Here is an 18,686-nt window from a genome sequence, read left to right on the forward strand (position 1 = left end):
TAATCGACAGTGCCAGCTGGAATAAAAACTCATACATTTAACGCCCGCGCTATTTAGAAACACTGACATTTAGAGCAGATATCCAAAGCCAATAAATTATAGACGCATAAATGCAAAACGTGAGCTAAATCACTCATTTAAATGAGTTTATTGCCAAAAAAAACTTTAACCACGTAACACTAGCACCGCTAAAAAAATATAAATCGACCGACCCCGACGCGATGATCAAAAAACAAACAGTTTTTTAACCGTTTTTTGTGATACCTACTCACTATTTGAGTAACTTTGTAACGTCACGAACAAGAAGTGTGATCTAGTTCTCTTTTATTGTCGGTATTTAACGGCACCTTAGAGTAACTATTCGAACAACGCACGGTTAAAAGCAAAACTATTGAACGCCGTTCAATTAGGCTTTAAGCTGTTCGCATAGCGGGTTAAACCCTATATTAAAACGGCGTTAAATTTTTACTTTAAATCGTCATATTTTGACTGCTATATTGATCGCTCAGGAACCCACCGGTAACTGAGATACAAACCTACTTCAACAACGAATGTTAAGGATTTTGGTATGCGTATTTCAAAGCACATTATGGGGCTAGCAGCTACAGCACTTGTAGCAACTGGCTGTGGGTCGATGTCTAAAGTCGACTATTCAGAAATGAACCCTGCCGACAAGTTTGATCTATCAAACTGGAAAATCACTATCCCTATGGACGGAGATGGCAACGGCAAGATCGATGAAATCAAAGTAGCCGATATTCAAACCTACTCTCACCCTGATTTCTTTTACCTAACTAAGAAAGGCGAGATGGTTTTTGCTGCACCAAACAAGGCTATCACAACTGCCAACTCTTCAAACACCCGCAGTGAGTTACGCCAAATGCTTCGTGGCACCAACACTAGCTTTGGTACTAAATCACCAGAAAACAACTTCACTTTGCCAGAAAACCCTAAAGGCGTTCTTTTTGGTGGCAAGATGAATGCAACACTAGCTGTACATCACGTTGCTGAAAATGCCGGCCACCCAGAGAAGCCACCTGCATTCTCTGTTGTTGTTGGTCAAATTCACGCAATGAAAGACGACAAGCAAATCGCTGAAGGCAATGGTTTCGGTTACGGTAACGAGCCTCTTAAGATTTACTACAAAAAATTCCCTGGTCACAAATACGGTTCTGTTTTCTGGAACTACGAGCGTAACCTAGAGAAGAACGATCCAAACCGTACTGACATCGCATTCCCTGTTTGGGGTAATACTTGGGAAAACCCAGAAGACCCTGGCAAAGCAGGTATCGCTTTGGGTGACGAGTTCAGCTACGAAGTTAACGTATATGGTTCTATGATGTATCTTACTTTCTCTGCACCTAAGAAAGAGACTGTTAAGTACGCAATTGACCTAGCTAACAACGTTGACCCATATGGCGAAGTTGATGAACTAGACAATCCACGCGGCTATGCAGAAGACTTCATGTACTACAAAGCTGGCGCTTACAACCAGTGCAGCACCAAAGATGCTGAAGGCATCTGGTATGCAGCTTGCCCAGGAACTGGCGATTGGGAAACCGATAAAGCAAACGGTGACTACGTTGATGTTCGCTTCTCTGAGCTTACTTTGACTGAAGCTACTGCACCTTAATAACGCTTAAGGCTACTCTGCGGTATTGCAGCAGATAATAATAAAGCGAGCATAGGATTACCTCTGCTCGCTTTTTTGTGTGCCAAAGGTCATCTTTACCGACCTCTATTTGCCTGCCTCTGTAACTTGCTCAATAATAGCGCTCAGTTACAGACACGGGCTTACATTATGCACTTCAACTTTCGTTCTATCGCGCTATGCATCAGCATTGCACTGTTGCTCCCTTCACTTAGTACCGCCAAATTGCCAGATGGCGTTAATATAGAGTCCGAAAGCATTTTCATAACGGACGCGCAAATCGACTTTCTTTACGACCTAACCGTTAATATTGAAGCGCCACAAACGGAAGAGGACGAAGAGCCCGAACTGAAAGAACGTTTATTGCATCAAGAAATCTTCGATAATGTTTATCAAGTCATCGATAATGCAGAGCAATTCCTAGTCCTCGACATGTTTTTGTTTATGCACGACCCTAAGGGTAACGAGGAATTACTGCCATTAGCGGAAACATTAAAAAACAACCTGGTTGCCAAGCGCCAGGCCATGCCTACACTTCCGATCTACTTCATAACCGACGAGTTCAATACCTTTTACCGCTCTTACAACAACCCTTTACTGGTTGAATTGGAACAGGCTGGCGTTGAGATCATCTATACCGACATGACCGAAACTCCGTACCCCAATCGAACGGTTAGCTGGGTAACAAACATCACCGTAAAACCCTTTGGCTTACCTGACTACGATGGTGGCTGGCTACCAGGGCCGGTCAGTGAAGAAAAGGTTGCTATGCGCTCAATGATTCGTCTTCTTGACTTTAAAGCCAACCACCGAAAACTGATCATCTCTGAACAAGAAGCCATGATCATGTCGGCCAACCCGCACACGGCCAGCAGCCTACATTCAAATGTCGGCATACGTGTACAATCGACTGAATTAGTTCAAGCGATGCTGCAATCAGAACAAGCGATTGCCGAGTTTTCTGACGGCCAGATTCCAATCGAATTTACACCGACAACAAGTACTGGCGACATTGAAATTAAATACGTCACTGAAAACCAAATTGAACAATCGGTTCTTACCACCATTGAACAAGCTAAGAAAGGCGACCGAATCGATATCGGTATGTTTTATTTCTCCCGCCGTAGCATTATTAAGCAACTCAAAAAAGCAGCAGAGCGCGGCGTGATTATTGAGCTGGTGTTAGACGCCAATAAAGATGCTTTTGGTCGTGAAAAAAGCGGCATTCCTAATCGACAAACCGCCTATGAGTTAGAAAAAAAAGGCATAGCTATTCATTGGTATAATACTCACGGTGAGCAGTTTCACAGCAAAATATTCATGTACCAATCAAACCACAACAGCGTTGTAATTTTAGGTTCAGGTAACTACACCAAGCGCAACTTAGGTAACTATAATCTAGAAGCAAACCTCTATGTTGATTCACCAAACACTAGCCAGTTTACGCAAGAGGTGGCGCAATACTTTAATGAAATCAAATTACATTCGTTACCATTTGAAGCTTACCGAAGCTGGTCGCCAATTAAACGAGGTATCTATCGTTTCCAAGAGTGGAGTGGCTTGAGTACCTTCTAATTTTTAGGCAACGATCCATTAGGTGGCTTGCTAAAGGACTTAAAACGTTCGTTCCCAACAATCAAAAGCCAGCATAAATTGCTGGCTTGTTTAAAAAAACTCAACCTATATTAGGGCTGGTTACGTTTATATCGCTACTAATATTTAGCAATCGTCGGTTTCTAAACCAATCACAGGCTCACGACCATCTTGGTGATTCACATAGTAAACACCGCACTCATCGTTCCAACTGAAACCATATGGATAAACCTTAACGATACGACCCTCGGTAGATCGAACACCACTGGGGGTGATTTTTTGATAACCACGACCACACCATTCTAATTCACAAACTTTCGCAGCGGTTAGAAACACAACACTATCTTGGTTGATCAAGTAGCGCATGCTATACATCCAATGACCAATGGGGTAACCACTATGGATCGTGATCGCCGCGCCATTAATCTCAATGCTGTCTTGGCCTGTTGTCTTGCCATTAACAACGGCTTGCTTACGTACAAGCTCTGCCGCTGTTTTAACCGTTCCTTCCATGCCTTTCAGCAGGGCTATTCGAGTATCTCGTTTCATTGAATTAACAAATCTAGGGACGGCTAACGCCACTATGATTGATAAAATAACAATAACGAGCACCAACTCTGTTAGCGTGAATCCTTTATTTTTTTTAAACATCTATTCTCTACTGCGTATAATCATTTTATTGTTCAGCGACGTCACGGATTGATGATTTAACCAACGCTAGCTTGCAAACAATTTTATAATTATCCGCTCACTCACGACTGCTAAAAAACAGCATGATAAAAACCACGCTCAGCACCAAATTATGGCCCGATCTATTTCACTTCTGGTTTATGCAGGGACTAACGAGGCGAGGACCATGGACTTTTTATTTTTTTTGTCTTATTTAAAATGCCTAACTTGCTATAACTGACTTAATGCAGATCTAGTAACTAATCATTTTGAATCGACGCTAAATGATCAATTCACGGAGTTTGCCTGAACTCACTGCTAACAGGCTTTATATAGAGGAGCTTGTCGGTTATCAATTAATCAAGACATCAGTTTTTTATTTTGCAGGCCAGTTCTCTTTTATGCAGAGAACCCTGTCTATGGTTTAATTTTATTGAACATGATGTACGACTAAATCGATTAAAAAAAATTAAAAAGTAACAATTCATAAAGAAAAGCTAACGCGGTTTAGCTTTTCTTTTTTATTAGCTAATCACCTGAAATATATAATGCAAACCTAGCTGACAGTCTGATTCTAGGATGTGTGAAACTTTAACTTCTTCATTTATATTTAGACTTATACTTAGTAGTTAAATATTAATTCGCAACCAAAAAAAATCGGTATGCTCATTAAGCAGACCGATTTTAAAAGAGCGTTTTTCTATAACGCCTAATAGCATAAATTCATCAGCTAAATAAGTTGACTCAGCTAAACCACCACCAGTTCAATAAACCCGAACTCAACCACATAAACAACATATAACGCCATTGCAGTTTTAGAATCTGCTTTGGCTCGGCCTGATAACGACTAATCATTGCAAGACCAACACCTGAAAGCGGGCTCGATGCAGTAGCGATACCCCAAACAGATAAAAACAAAAACGCCAACTGGTTTGGGTTAGCGCCAAGTGGCAATAAAAATGGACTGACAATAGCAACCGTCACTACTGGATGCACACCAACCAAAGCAAACAGAATCATGCCCATACTCGTCGCCAAAAACAGTAGTGGCGAAAAGTAATCCATCTGCAACTGCATTAAATTTGGGTAGCAACTGATGAGTGTGCTAATACCTGTCGAAAAGACACCGGCAGCTAAAAATAAAGAGAATTGACTGCTGACATTTGCCTGTTTTTCATCGACATAGTTTTTTAGTGCTCTAAGCCTTGGGCGCTGGTGCATAAAAATCAACGCTCCAATGGGGGCGAGCATACTGATCAACAACAGAATTGGCGTTTTTGGTAACAGCTCATGCAGTATTAATACACTGGCCGCAAGCAATACCGGCATAAGTAAACTGTCACGACGCACTGGGTAGCCTTCAAACTTATCAAAGCCACTTCGATACACATCCCAAAAGCTGATCAGCACCAATGGCAATACCATCAGCAGACCAGGTACAACCACCTGCTGCCAATGCGCTCCCGGTGCATAGGTTAACGCGACACCGGTCGCGACAAAGAATGGCGACCAAAAAGCGGCGGCACAAAAGCTACGCATAACCAACGCTAATTGAGCATCGGTTAATTTTTCGTTCCGCTTTAATCGATCCGATACAACAAAAACCACCGACAGGTTAATAACCGCACCTAAAAGATGGGTACTAAACAGCGTTGACCAAAAACCTCGGCGGCCTTTTGGCAGCAGTTGGTTCTCTTGCTCTGGTGGATTTGCCAACGATAAAAACGACACCGCGACAAACATGGTCAACAACGGCATGTTACGCGTCAGAATAAGTTGCCACTGTAATTCTGCACCAGCTAACCAAGCCCATCCCAGCAAGGCGATTCCAAGTAGCAACAAAATACTGGTTTGACGTTTTGCCGAACCACCCAGCGACGGCCAAAACACCATCACACCCAGCCAAGCACAGAGAGCAGAGAAGTAGGCAGATAAGCCAAACGCCTGCCCCAATAAATACAGCACTGCACTGGCTAAAAATAACCAGCCGACAATCATCTTTCGGCTCACATTCGCGTTAAGACTCATCAAGCATCCTTTTATCAGCACCCAATTAAGGTCGCACAGTGTAACGCATAAGCCGTAAAGCCTGTTAATGGGCGGGCGAACTTCAGTGCACGATCGCCCCCTACAACTACGCTTGTCTACGTCTACGGATTGCCTAAGGAGAGAGATATCACGATAGACCTTACGCTTCACTGTCGCGCCAGCAGTAGCTAAGCCCTGCTAAAATATGGATAATAAGCCACCATTTTTTAGCCCTTTTCCTGTTCTGGAGTTTAAATTTTCATGAAGCAGCAACTTATCGAATTGCTTGAATCCGCCGCATCTCAATTACAATCTGAAGGCTTTATTCCGCAAGATCACCCTGTTCGCGTTGCTGTTGAAAACACTCGGGATAAGGCGCACGGCGACCTCGCCACAAACCTAGCCCTAACATTAGCCAAGCCTTGTAAGAGCAACCCTCGTGCGGTGGCAGAAAAGATCATTGCCACCATTGGCGATAATGACTTAATCGATAAGGTCGAGATTGCAGGCCCCGGCTTCATCAATTTTTATCTTTCGGGTGCCTCTAACGCAGAGATCGTCGCTGAGGTGTTGGCAAAAGCAGATAAGTTTGGCCACAACAATCAGGCAGAAGGCAAAAAGGTACAGATCGAATTTGTTTCTGCCAACCCGACTGGGCCATTGCATGTAGGTCACGGTCGTAACGCCGCGCTAGGCGATTCATTATCTCGCTTATTAAGCGCCAACGGTTGGCAGCCAACGCGTGAATTTTACTACAACGATGCTGGCGCTCAGATCAACAACTTGGCGCTCTCGGTTCAGGCGCGTTGCAAAGGTTTAACGCCTGAGCACGAAAGCTGGCCTGCCGATGGCTATCGCGGCCAATACATTATTGATGTTGCCGACGCTTACATGGCTGGCGATACGGTAAAGGCCGACGATAAAACGGCTACCGGCGCAAAAGATGTAGACGATTTAGAAGCCATCCGCGAGTTTGCCGTCGCCTATTTACGCCATGAACAGGATTTAGACCTAAAGGCCTTCGATGTCGATTTTGACATCTACTTTTTAGAGTCGTCTCTTTATCAAGATGGACTAGTCGAAAAAACCGTCAAGCAATTAAGCGACAATGGTTTCACCTATGAGCAAGATGGCGCAATGTGGTTAAAAACCACTGAGTTTGGTGACGATAAAGACCGTGTGATGCGTAAAAAGGACGGCGGCTACACCTACTTTTTACCCGATGTGGCGTACCACAAAAACAAATTTGAACGAGGTTTCGACCGTGTAATCAACGTACACGGTGCCGATCACCACAGTACTATCACGCGTGTTCGCGCTGGCATTCAAGCTCTGAAATTTGGCATTCCAGAAGGCTACCCAGATTACGCACTTTACCAAATGATCATGGTGGTCAAAGATGGTGAAGAGGTGAAACTTTCTAAGCGTGCTGGCAGCTATGTGACATTACGCGACCTTATCGACGAAGTCGGCCGTGATGCGACTCGCTACTTTTTAGTCTCGCGCCGTTGTGATGCGCAAATCACCTTCGATATTGATTTGGCAACATCAAAGAGTAACGAAAATCCGGTCTACTATATTCAATACGCTCATGCGCGTATTCACGGCATGTTTAACAAATTGGCCGAAAGCGAATTAAGTTACGATCAAGAAAACGGCTTGGCAGCGCTAAGCAAACTCGATTTAGATGCAGAACGTGAACTGATGACACAACTGCGCCGCTTCTCCGATGTTATCATTGCCGCCGGTGATGCACTGGAACCTGCTATGATCGCAACTTACTTAAAGGATTTAGCTGGGTTGTTCCACAGCTACTACAACAGCAACAAAATGCTGGTAGAAGATGATGCCACTCGTAATGCCCGCTTAGCGCTTTCGAAAGCGGTCGCACAGGTTATTGCAAACGGCTTACAGCTGTTAGGCGTCAGCGCACCGAAATCCATGTAACGGCGAGCAACGCAACAGAGACGAAAACATAATGGCAAGAGATTACGCAAATAAACCTAAAGCCAAAGCCGCACCTCGGCGCACCAGCCGAGTGCCGCGCTGGGTGATGGTTTTTACGCTATCAACTGCAGCTGCCTTTGTTGGTTTTTTGATCTATCTGAATCAGGTGCCAGAAGAGCGTGGTGGCGCAGAAGCAGTGCGGCAGCAATTAACTGCTGCATTGCAAGAAACGCCAGCAACCAATGCGCCGCAAGCCTCTGCACCGATCAGTTCTGAACGCGAAACGCTGAGCGATATAAAAGATAAAGCCGAAACCATGCGAAGAGCATTTGAGTTTTATGAGCTATTGGAAAACGACGAAGTCCCAATCGACCTTATCAACGCTCCGGTAGATACTCCGGCAACTGGCGGTGGTACTGCCGCTCCGGCGGTGACCGAAGATGCCAGCTGGTTAATTCAGGTCGCTTCGTTTAAGTCGGTTGCTGATGCAGACCGAGTACGCGCCCAGTTGATTCTTAACGGCTTACCCAACACCGAGATCCAGTCGGTCGATATCGCCGGCCAAGGCACCTATCACCGAGTCATGGTTGGCCCGTTCAATCAACGCTCCTCGTTAAACAAAGCGCAAGACGCATTGGCGGAGCTGAATTTCGACTACCTCGTTAAAAAGCTTTAATTCTAATCCTGATACTGTCATTTCAAAGTACTTTTATTCCAAAGTACTTTCATTTCAAAGCACCGCCATTCCAACCTGCAATGCCCAGTTCGACTTACTCGTCGCTGGGCTTACCTAAAATAAACCTAAAGAAGCTGGTCATTTTGCCGATAACCTCAATAGGTCATACTTCTGCTTATTGAGGGATCTGTGAATGGACATATCGACCAGCTTAAAACCCATCGCCATCACCAACACATCAAGCGACGTCACAAATTTCGAGCTTTCGAATACGCTAAGTAACAGCGAATTACTCTCTAGCAAACCCAGTGAAGAGGTGGTGCTTGGCCAAGCAGAAATTCTTAAAGTACAAGCCATTGCGGCGCAAGTGTACGAACCCACACCGCCAGTGGTGAGCTTTGACTTTGCAACCTCGGCTGAACAACCCGTTCTGCTAACCAGTTTTGAAGATAAATTAAACGTCAATTATAAAACGAGCTTCGATGATCTTTTAGGTGGTTTTCATAGCAATATCGGCAGCTTTTTAGACAGCGGTTTAACCGAACTTGAGCAAACCGGCAGCAAAACCATCTTCACCCAAACAGCAGCCAATTTTGATGCCAATAGTCACACAGATCGCATCACCGAATCGCGTAGCAAGCACGGCGGCTACTCCACTGAATTTAGGTTAACCACCAAAGAAGGCGATACCCTGACCTTTAATCTCACGTTAGATTATTCTTCTGGTTCGCTGAGTGATAACCAAGGTCGTTTTACCTCGAAGCACATTAGCTTAAGCATGGCGTTAGAAGGAAACCTCAGCGACGAAGAAAAGCAAGCCATCGAAGAGTTCGCCAGTTCGCTCGACCAGCAGATTGGCGACATCATGAGCGGCGACAGCGTTAACTTCGATAAGCTGAATATTTTCTCTGACGATATTATTAGCGACATATCCTTTACTGCTGACTCTGGCTACAGCGAAACCTTTAGCCTAAAAATGACCAACACCGACGATGAGCGTTCCATTTCGTTTGATTCAAAGCTGGTCGATGTCGATATTACATTGGACAATCTGAGTAATCCGCTGAACAACAACATGCAGCAAGAGTCGTTGCTTGAACTGCTGCAAAATGTCAAAGAAGGGACTCGAAAAGCACGCGATGACGATGATCACAGCCGAACATTAACCAGCGCCATCAGCACTATTTTTGGCGACTTAGCGACGTCATCTAACAGCAACCAAGCGATCAAGGCTGCTCCTAATTCAGTTTCAAATTACAGTGGCGCGATAACTTCCGGCTTGCCAGATTTCTCCATTGATTACAGCAGCAAAGCCTACTCCGGTTCAGGATTTGCCGAGGAAAAGGTCGGCTTAGCAATCAAGCAAAACACCTCGATGACCACTTCCGACAGCGGCTTCGAAGTTTTTCAAAATTACAGTTACGAACTGAACTACAGCTACGACAAACCATTGCCTCATTTGAAATTCCCAACCGAAGACTTACGCATTGAAGTCATCGGCCATGAACAGCAGCGACGTACCAGCCACTTTGAAGTGAAAGATGGCATTGTTATTAATGCCAGCGTCAGCAAAGAAGCGAGCGAAAGCATTACCGAAAACACCATCCGATTTGGTGAACTGGAAGACAGCAAAACCACAACCGAACATTCAGCTTCCGTAATAGACATCACCGAACAAGCACAGCAAGCATTAGCGGAAAATGAAATGCTGGTCGTTGAAGATTTAATGGAACATATAACAATTTAAATAGTTTATTTCCTAATCAAAGTTATGAGGACACAAGGAATGACAATACCCTCTATCAACAGCCTTTCAAGCTCGGCCGTATCAACAACCAAGTTGATCCGTGAGCCGCTGCCTACCTCTTCGAATAACATTACAGATACAACGACGCAAACCTCACCAAACACCGCTGACATTGAAATAACAATAGGCAGTAATGTGGCCAATAGCGACAGCGTTAATATCCTTGGTTACGAGCTTTCGGGTATGGAGAAGTACCAGACAAGTGAAGTTTATTTTACCTACGACCATAGCTCGACAAACGAAGATAGTTTTATTACATCCGCTCTTGAAAGCAATCTAGATAACTATGTTTATTTTGATTACAAAAGCCAGCTTGGCGGTATTTTAAGCAACATAGGAAGTTTCTTAGACTCTGGTCTATCTAGCTTAGAGCAAACATCGAGCAAGACTTTATTTAGTAATACTGCTGAAGGCTTTGAACCCAGCTCTAATATTGAGCGCACGATAGAAAACACCAACCGTGAAAGCGGTTATGAAACCGAGCTCACTCTAACTACAAAAGACGGCGACACTTTAACATTTAACCTTGCTCTTGATTATACCTCAGGTTCATTAGCCGAACAGCAGGGTTCATTTTCATCTAAAAACATTCACATTAGCATGTCATTAGACGGCGACTTAAGCGATGAAGAAAAAGAAGCCATTGCTGCATTCGCTAAGCAACTTGACGGACAAATAAACAACATTATGAGTGGCGGAATAGTCGATTTTAGCAAACTAGATATTTTTGAAAATGACACCATTGCCAGCGTATCTGTTTCTTCTAAAGCTGGACTTTCAGAAGCATACAGCCTAGAAATAACCAATACCGAAGAAGCTCGAAACATCAGTTACGATTCTAAATATTTAGACCTAGATATTGAATTAGACCCATTCGGTTTACCCACTAATGCAACAGACCAAAATGAGGCATTGTTAGGCTTATTAAAAACCATAGAAGAAGGTAATGATAAGGCTGGCGATTACCGCAGCCATGCGAGTGCGCTTAAAAAAGCAGTTCAATCTATATTTAGTAATCTACCAGAATCTAATAATTTCGCGCCGGTAGCTGGAGGCTTATTATCTGGCTTGCCTGACTTTACCATCGATTACAGCAGTAAAGGGCCTGGTGAGAACAACAGGCCCACTGAGTATGTCGGTATGGAAATCAGCCAGAATACTCTAATTGATGATAACTCAAACAGCTATGAGATAATGCAAAGCTATCTATACCAACTCGATTACGACAACAATAACCCTTTGGCTAATAAAGCATCTCGACAAGACGGAGAGTACATTAGCCGTACAGGGCATGAAGAACAAACCAGAGTCAGCCATTACGAACAAAAAGACGGCATTGTGATCGACGCCAGCATCGAAAAATCTGCAACAGAATCTTCTACTGAGCGATATATCCGCTATGGCAGTGTCGTTGATTCGCAAACCAACGTTGACAGCAAATCATCGGTCGAAGACATCACCGAACAAGCACAGCAAGCATTAGCGGAAAATGAAATGCTGGTCGTTGAAGACTTAATGGAACACCTGCAATAGGCGTGACTCAGTAGCGAATGTAACCCTTCGGTATAAATACAATCAGCTAGCCTTTAATACCAGCCAAGCGCCCCCAAATAGGTGGATACATTCGATATTCACCATCAAACGATAGGCCAAATTTTATGACTACTATTGTTGCGGTTCGCCGTGATGACCAAGTCGTTGTTGCCGGCGACGGTCAGGTTTCTTTAGGCAATACGGTAATGAAGGGCAATGCTCGTAAGGTTCGCCGTCTTTATCAAAATAAAGTGATTGCAGGCTTTGCTGGCGGTACCGCCGACGCCTTCACTCTGTTCGAAAAATTTGAAGCCCACCTTCAACAGCACAGTGGTCATTTGACTCGCTCAGCGGTTGAGCTAGCAAAGGAATGGCGCAGTGATCGCGCCTTACGCAAACTTGAAGCCATGCTAATTGTCGCCGACCACGAAGCCTCATTATTGATTTCTGGCACTGGCGATGTGGTTGAGCCAGAACACGGCGTTATCGCCATTGGCTCTGGCGGCAATTATGCCTTTGCTGCCGGTCGCGCTCTGTATGAAAACACCGAATTAGATGCCAAGAGCATCGCGGAAAAATCGCTCGAATTAGCCGCCGATATCTGTGTTTATACCAACCATAACACCGTCGTTGAAACGCTGTAATAGGAAACCTTATGTCCACAATGACACCGAGAGAAATTGTTCACGAACTCGACAAACACATTATCGGCCAAGACGACGCCAAACGCGCCGTGGCCATTGCGCTGCGTAATCGCTGGCGTCGTATGCAACTTGACGAGCGTATGCGTGAAGAGATTACACCTAAAAATATTCTAATGATTGGCCCAACGGGTGTCGGTAAAACCGAAATTGCACGCCGTTTGGCAAAGCTTGCTAACGCACCTTTCATTAAAGTAGAGGCGACTAAATTTACCGAAGTCGGTTACGTTGGCCGTGATGTTGAATCGATTATTCGCGACTTGGCAGAAACCGGAATTAAATTATTCCGCGAACAAGAAATGAATATTGTTCGCCCGCGTGCAGAAGATGCCGCTGAAGATCGAATACTGGATATTTTATTACCACCGGCACGCTCTTCTGGCGAAGAAACTAACCAGCCTGCCGACAGCAGCACTCGGCAAGTATTTCGTAAGAAATTACGTCAAGGCGATTTAGACGATAAAGAAGTTGAAATCGATGTCGCCGAAGCGGCCGCTGGTGTCGAAATCATGGCGCCGCCGGGCATGGAAGAAATGACCAGCCAACTGCAGAATATGTTTTCTAACATGGGCAGTGGCAAAACCCAAAAACGCAAAGTCAAAATTAAAGAAGCACTAAAACTCTTAGCCGATGAAGAAGCCGCACGCATGGTCAACGAAGACGACCTTAAACAACGCGCGATGGATGCGGTTGAACAAAATGGCATTGTGTTTATCGATGAAATTGACAAGATCGCTAAAAACGAATCGCGAGGCGGCGGTGATGTCAGCCGCGATGGCGTACAGCGTGATTTGCTGCCGCTCATTGAAGGTAGCACCGTTAAAACCAAATACGGCATGGTTAAAACGGATCACATCCTGTTTATTGGCAGCGGTGCGTTCCACTTTTCTAAGCCGAGCGATTTGATTCCAGAATTGCAAGGTCGCTTACCGATTCGAGTCAATTTAAATGCATTAACACCGGATGACTTTAAGCGCATTTTAACCGAGCCAAGTCACAGTCTTACTGCGCAATACAAAGCACTGATGAAAGCTGAAGAACTCGATGTTGAGTTTACCGACGATGCCATTGATGCTCTGGCTAAGATCGCCTTCCAGGTAAACGAAAACACCGAAAACATTGGTGCTCGTCGCTTGCATACGATTTTGGAGCGACTGTTTGAAGAAATTTCCTTTGTCGCCAGTGAGCGGGGTGGTGAGCAACAAACTATTGATGCTGACTACGTCAACAACACACTCGGTGAATTGGTCGAGAACGAAGATCTGAGCCGCTTTATTTTATAACAGTCGGCTCTGTTGGTTTGCTCGATCAGTCATGAACAACTTTAATGCAGTTGATAGCGTGGCTGATTGAGCAGTTCCAAAAAATCGGGAAATAGTGATGAATAAAACACCGACTAAAATCGACTTTAATCGAGCCGAGCAACGCCTTAGCCTTGATTGGCCAAACGGTGAGTCGTTTCAATACAGTGCAGAATTTCTGCGGGTTTATTCTCCCTCCGCTGAAGTACGCGGCCATGGCGAAGGCAATGAGACACTGCAAGTCGGCAAGAAATTTGTCACCATTAAACATCTAGAAATGGCTGGCCGCTATGCATTGCGCATCCACTTCGATGACGGTCACGACAGCGGCATTTACGACTGGAACTACCTTTACCGCATCGGTGAAAAACAGTCACTCTACTGGCAAGATTACCTCGCTAAACTTGAACAAGCAGGTCAATCACGTGAGCCTAATTTCATTAACATTACGCAGCTATAGACGCTGACTTGGCAACCTTCATATACTGGCTTTTTGCCCCGATAAGAACGGATCATGAAATACAAAGACCTTAGAGACTTTCTCGCGCAACTCGAAGCCACCGGAGAATTAGTACGCGTTACTGAGCCGGTTGACCCTAACTTAGAAATGACTGAATTCTGCGATCAAGTATTGCGCAAAAAGGGCCCTGCGATTCTGTTTGAAAGCCCCATTGGTTATGACACGCCTGTACTGGGCAATCTGTTTGGCACGCCTGAGCGTGTTGCCATGGGCATGGGCGCGCAATCGACTGAAGAGCTGCGAGAAATCGGTAAGTTACTGGCTTACCTAAAAGAGCCCGAACCTCCCAAAGGCATGAAAGATCTGTGGGAAAAAGCACCGATCCTAAAAAAAGTGCTGAGCATGGCACCTAAAACATTACGCAACGCACCTTGCCAAGAAAACATTAAAACCGGAGATGAAGTTGATCTGACTTCCTTACCCATTTGGACCTGCTGGGAAGGCGACGCCGCACCGCTGGTCACTTGGCCATTAGTCATTACTCAAGGCCCCAATGGCGGTCGCACTAACTTAGGTATTTATCGCCAACAGCTGTTAGGCAAAAACAAACTGATTATGCGCTGGCTTTCACACCGTGGCGGCGCTCTCGATTTTGCAGCCTGGCAAAAAGAGCACCCAGGCAAGCCGTTTCCTATTGCCGTGGCTCTTGGAGCTGACCCTGCGACCATTCTAGGCGCGGTGACACCGGTACCTGATACACTTTCCGAGTATGCCTTTGCTGGTTTATTAAGAGACAGCCGCACCGAGCTAGTGAAATGCAAAACGCACGACTTACAGGTACCGGCCAGCGCCGAGATTATCCTTGAGGGCTATTTATACCCCGGCGAGACTGCGCCAGAAGGACCTTATGGTGACCACACTGGTTACTACAACGAGGTCGATGAATTCCCTGTTTTCACCGTGGAGTGCATGACTTACCGCAATAACCCCATTTATCACAGTACCTATACTGGCCGACCACCGGATGAGCCTGCGGTATTGGGTGTGGCATTGAACGAAGTCTTTGTGCCGATATTGCAAAAACAATTTCCCGAAATTGTCGACTTCTACTTACCACCGGAAGGCTGCTCATATCGGATTGCTGTGATCAGCATGAAAAAGCAATACGCAGGACACGCAAAGCGGCTCATGCTTGGTACTTGGTCTTATTTGCGACAGTTTATGTACACCAAGTTCGTCATTGTGGTCGACGAAGATGTGAACCCTCGCGATTGGCAAGATGTGATGTGGGCGATTACCACTCGCATGGACCCGATAAGAGATACCACCCTGATCGATAATACTCCGATCGACTATCTCGACTTTGCCAGTCCAATTTCTGGCTTAGGCTCAAAAATGGGCTTAGACGCCACCAACAAGTGGCCGGGTGAAACCGACCGTGAATGGGGCCGACCCATTGAGCGAAACGATGCGGCACACGAACGTATGAAGCAGCTGTTAGCGCAACTGCAGCTCTAGCTGAGCAACGATGCGACTGGCAACTAGATCTAGATCAATTGGCAGCGAGATTTACGCGAAACTTAGCGTTCGCTGCTGGCTATAACCTAGCAAAGCCATATAATTCTGACCATTAGGTCAACTAAAATAAAAAGGTATGTTTGTGTTAGAAATTTATGGTTATTTTGGCTCTGCGCTGATCGCAACGTCGTTAATGATGTCCAACATTATTCGCTTACGTTGGATCAACCTTTGTGGCGCTCTGGTTTTTGCCAGCTACGGTATCTTTATCAATGCTTGGCCAGTGGCCCTTCTGAATAGCTTTATCGTGCTGATTGATCTGTACCATCTGCACTACCTGTACATTCGCACGCCTAAGCAAACTCGAACCACTCAGCTACCTGCGACCAGCCCTTATGTGGTCGATATCTTAGCCATTAAGTGGCCTGCGTTAGCTAACATTACTGGCGACTCTAAAGTTCAAGTAACCTTTAAAGGCAGCGAGCCAGCGGCTTACGAAATTCTCAGCTAAAACACTAAGCCGCCTCATACAATCTATCGAGAGCGGCGCTTGGCTGGCTGTAATGTGTATACTGTACGGACAGATTTTATGTGCCGTTCAGAGGAGGTGGAATTGACCACCACAACCGCAACCCTACACGATATTCTTGAACTTACTGGCGACGTTTGGCGTGTACGCCTGAAGCCATTAACCGAATACCCCTTTATTGCTGGCCAATATACCGAGTTGGTCATCGATGGCTTTAGCTATTTGTTTTTCACCATTGCCAGCGACCCGAGCCAAGCCTACGTTGAGCTGCACATACAGGCCGGCTCAGACAAGTCGAACAGCCTCATTGAGCACTTACAGCGACAACCTTCGGTGCAACTCAACCCAGCAGCTGGACGCTGCACACTGGATAGCCTAACCGCCACTGACGCGCCATTGCTGCTTATCGCATCGGGAACTGGCTTTGCGCAGATCAAGGCTATTGCCGAAGATCAGCTGGCCAAAAATAGCCAGCGACCGCTGTATATTTACTGGACCAGTCACAGCTTGAGCCAGCTATACATGCTTGAAAAAGCAGAACAATGGGCAAAACAGTTTGATCATATCCATACCGCCGCCCTGATCTCAGAACAGAGCCATTGGGAAGACAAACACCAAATGCTAATCAACAGCATCCTTTCCGACCACCAAGAGCACATAGCCAGCTGTCAAGCAGTCACTTGTGGCTCACCCGAAATGGTTTATGCTGTGCTCGACAGCTTGGTTGAAAAGGGCTTTAACGCTGAGCAAATGATCAGCGATGTTTTCGATTTCTCGCCTCGAGAAAACTAGCAGCGCAACATTTCAACAAATACTCAGTACGCAGAAACACAAAAGGCTCACCCCATTGGGGCGAGCCTTTTTTGATAGCAGTCATTAATCGCATGACTCTGGCTTAAAGCTGGGTCGCTATTAAAACCTGCATTATTCCGAACTTATAACGGCTCAAACTTACTCCGGCATTAAAAAGCCATCCGGTAGCAACTCTGCCACCGTCCAATGCTTTTTCTCGCCGTCGATATTGGTCGCCGTTACTGGTGTCTCTGCTGCCATAAACTCACTCATAAACTGACGGCAAGCACCACAGGGTGAAAACATCTGTTTATGCGGGATATAAAGCACTAACTCCTTTATATCACCAGGTTTATAACCTTGCGCTGCGGCACTGGTAAGAGCATTACGCTCAGCACACAAGCCTAAGCCATAACTGGCGTTCTCAACATTACAGCCAGGAATTATCTGGCCATCCTTCATCAGAATAGCGGCGCCAACAGGGAAGTTGCTGTAGGGCGCATAGGCATTTTCAGCGCCCTGTTTTGCAACGGTCAATAAGGCTGGATAGTGATCACACATAGCATCTGCCTTCCTTAAAACAAGACCTTACAGACTGACTGCAGCGTCTAAGGTAATGGTAATCATGTCATTAAAGGTGGTTTGACGCTCATCAGAGCTGGTCGCTTCGCCTTTCATAATATGATCGCTGACGGTTAAAACGGTTAGCGCGTTTGCGCCATATTCAGCAGCAACGCCGTAAAGGCCTGCGGCTTCCATTTCAACGGCAAGTACGCCCATTTTGGCAAGCGTTTCAAAGACGCCATCAACCGGCGTGTAGAACAGATCCGCAGAGAACACATTACCAATGCGTACCGGCAAGTTTGCGGCGCGTGCGGCGTTAACAGTCGGTTCTAACAGGCTGTAGCTGGCGGTCGCCGAGTAGTCGAAACCGGCTAAACGGGCACGGTTAACAGCAGAATCGGTGCTTGCACCGATAGCAATGATAACGTCACGTAAATTAATATCTTCATGAATAGCGCCACAGGTACCAACACGAATGATGTTTTTAACACCAAATTCAGTAATTAATTCTTTGGCATAGATAGAGATTGAAGGAATCCCCATACCTGATCCCATAACAGAGATCTTTTGGCCCTTGTACTCACCGGTATAACCAAGCATGTTTCGAACATCGTTTACCTGCACGACATTGGTTAAAAACGTCTCAGCAATGTACTTTGCACGTAGCGGATCGCCCGGCATTAATACGGTGTCTGCAAACGCGCCCATTTCGGCCTTAATATGTGGAGTTGCCATCAACCCTTACCTCTCTAAATAAATGTATAGCTTTTTAAATCGTCGCGAGACTATATAAAACTCCGAGCAAAATACCAATGTATCATTGCTTAAAATAAAGTTACTGGGGCTATCTATTTTTGTTTTTAGAATCTATAAACTAAAGTACCGTTGAGTTTTGACTTCAATTTCTTTTGAAAAGG

The 18,686-nt window shown here is 45.4% G+C and carries 16 protein-coding genes; 12 read left to right on the forward strand and 4 right to left on the reverse strand.

Going from position 1 to position 18,686, the window contains the following annotated elements:
- Positions 1-568 precede the first annotated feature (568 nt).
- Together FME95_RS07270 and FME95_RS07275 are read left to right on the forward strand one after the other, a co-directional pair.
- On the forward strand, positions 569-1,633 hold the full coding sequence (locus FME95_RS07270; RefSeq protein WP_147713725.1) for a polysaccharide lyase family 7 protein: 1,065 nt from the start codon (positions 569-571) through the stop codon (positions 1,631-1,633).
- A 168-nt stretch (positions 1,634-1,801) separates the two neighbouring features.
- On the forward strand, positions 1,802-3,226 hold the full coding sequence (locus FME95_RS07275) for a phospholipase D-like domain-containing protein (RefSeq protein ID WP_147713726.1): 1,425 nt from the start codon (positions 1,802-1,804) through the stop codon (positions 3,224-3,226).
- 144 nt (positions 3,227-3,370) lie between these two features.
- Here FME95_RS07275 and FME95_RS07280 read toward each other — a convergent pair whose 3' ends face one another.
- Together FME95_RS07280 and FME95_RS07285 are read right to left on the reverse strand one after the other, a co-directional pair.
- Complete coding sequence (locus FME95_RS07280) at positions 3,371-3,895, reverse strand: pilus assembly FimT family protein (RefSeq protein WP_147713727.1); 525 nt, start codon at positions 3,893-3,895, stop codon at positions 3,371-3,373.
- Between the two features lie 762 nt (positions 3,896-4,657).
- On the reverse strand, positions 4,658-5,941 hold the full coding sequence (locus FME95_RS07285) for a hypothetical protein (protein ID WP_147713728.1): 1,284 nt from the start codon (positions 5,939-5,941) through the stop codon (positions 4,658-4,660).
- A gap of 261 nt (positions 5,942-6,202) precedes the next feature.
- Between FME95_RS07285 and argS the strand changes: the two genes are divergently transcribed.
- The 10 genes from argS to FME95_RS07335 all read left to right on the forward strand — a co-directional run bounded on the left by argS (position 6,203) and on the right by FME95_RS07335 (position 17,205).
- Positions 6,203-7,888: an arginine--tRNA ligase gene (gene argS, locus FME95_RS07290; RefSeq protein WP_147713729.1), complete on the forward strand. Its 1,686-nt coding sequence runs from the start codon at positions 6,203-6,205 to the stop codon at positions 7,886-7,888.
- A gap of 31 nt (positions 7,889-7,919) precedes the next feature.
- Positions 7,920-8,564, forward strand: a complete 645-nt coding sequence (locus tag FME95_RS07295; RefSeq protein WP_147713730.1) for an SPOR domain-containing protein — start codon at positions 7,920-7,922, stop codon at positions 8,562-8,564.
- 193 nt (positions 8,565-8,757) lie between these two features.
- Positions 8,758-10,311 (forward strand): hypothetical protein, encoded by a 1,554-nt coding sequence (locus FME95_RS07300; protein ID WP_147713731.1) that lies wholly within the window; start codon positions 8,758-8,760, stop codon positions 10,309-10,311.
- A gap of 39 nt (positions 10,312-10,350) precedes the next feature.
- Positions 10,351-11,904 carry a hypothetical protein gene (locus FME95_RS07305; protein ID WP_147713732.1) on the forward strand — a complete coding sequence of 518 codons (1,554 nt, stop codon included), beginning with the start codon at positions 10,351-10,353 and terminating at the stop codon, positions 11,902-11,904.
- A gap of 125 nt (positions 11,905-12,029) precedes the next feature.
- Positions 12,030-12,548, forward strand: coding sequence for an ATP-dependent protease subunit HslV (hslV, locus tag FME95_RS07310; RefSeq protein ID WP_147713733.1), 519 nt, complete (start codon positions 12,030-12,032; stop codon positions 12,546-12,548).
- An 11-nt stretch (positions 12,549-12,559) separates the two neighbouring features.
- The gene (gene hslU / locus FME95_RS07315) at positions 12,560-13,888 is read left to right on the forward strand and encodes an ATP-dependent protease ATPase subunit HslU (protein ID WP_147713734.1); all 1,329 of its coding nucleotides are present in this window, start codon (positions 12,560-12,562) and stop codon (positions 13,886-13,888) included.
- A 97-nt stretch (positions 13,889-13,985) separates the two neighbouring features.
- Entirely contained in the window at positions 13,986-14,366 is a 381-nt protein-coding gene (locus tag FME95_RS07320) for a gamma-butyrobetaine hydroxylase family protein (protein ID WP_147713735.1), read from the forward strand.
- 54 nt (positions 14,367-14,420) lie between these two features.
- Positions 14,421-15,884 (forward strand): 4-hydroxy-3-polyprenylbenzoate decarboxylase, encoded by a 1,464-nt coding sequence (ubiD, locus tag FME95_RS07325; RefSeq protein ID WP_147713736.1) that lies wholly within the window; start codon positions 14,421-14,423, stop codon positions 15,882-15,884.
- Positions 15,885-16,026: 142 nt separating this feature from the next.
- Positions 16,027-16,395 carry a hypothetical protein gene (locus FME95_RS13675; RefSeq protein WP_222709919.1) on the forward strand — a complete coding sequence of 123 codons (369 nt, stop codon included), beginning with the start codon at positions 16,027-16,029 and terminating at the stop codon, positions 16,393-16,395.
- 102 nt (positions 16,396-16,497) lie between these two features.
- Complete coding sequence (locus FME95_RS07335) at positions 16,498-17,205, forward strand: ferredoxin reductase domain-containing protein (protein WP_187265468.1); 708 nt, start codon at positions 16,498-16,500, stop codon at positions 17,203-17,205.
- A gap of 159 nt (positions 17,206-17,364) precedes the next feature.
- Here FME95_RS07335 and cdd read toward each other — a convergent pair whose 3' ends face one another.
- Positions 17,365-17,766 carry a cytidine deaminase gene (gene cdd, locus FME95_RS07340; RefSeq protein ID WP_147713738.1) on the reverse strand — a complete coding sequence of 134 codons (402 nt, stop codon included), beginning with the start codon at positions 17,764-17,766 and terminating at the stop codon, positions 17,365-17,367.
- 27 nt (positions 17,767-17,793) lie between these two features.
- Complete coding sequence (deoD, locus tag FME95_RS07345; RefSeq protein WP_147713739.1) at positions 17,794-18,504, reverse strand: purine-nucleoside phosphorylase; 711 nt, start codon at positions 18,502-18,504, stop codon at positions 17,794-17,796.
- Positions 18,505-18,686: the final 182 nt, after the last annotated feature.

The organism is Reinekea thalattae, assembly GCF_008041945.1.
Lineage (GTDB): Bacteria > Pseudomonadota > Gammaproteobacteria > Pseudomonadales > Natronospirillaceae > Reinekea > Reinekea thalattae.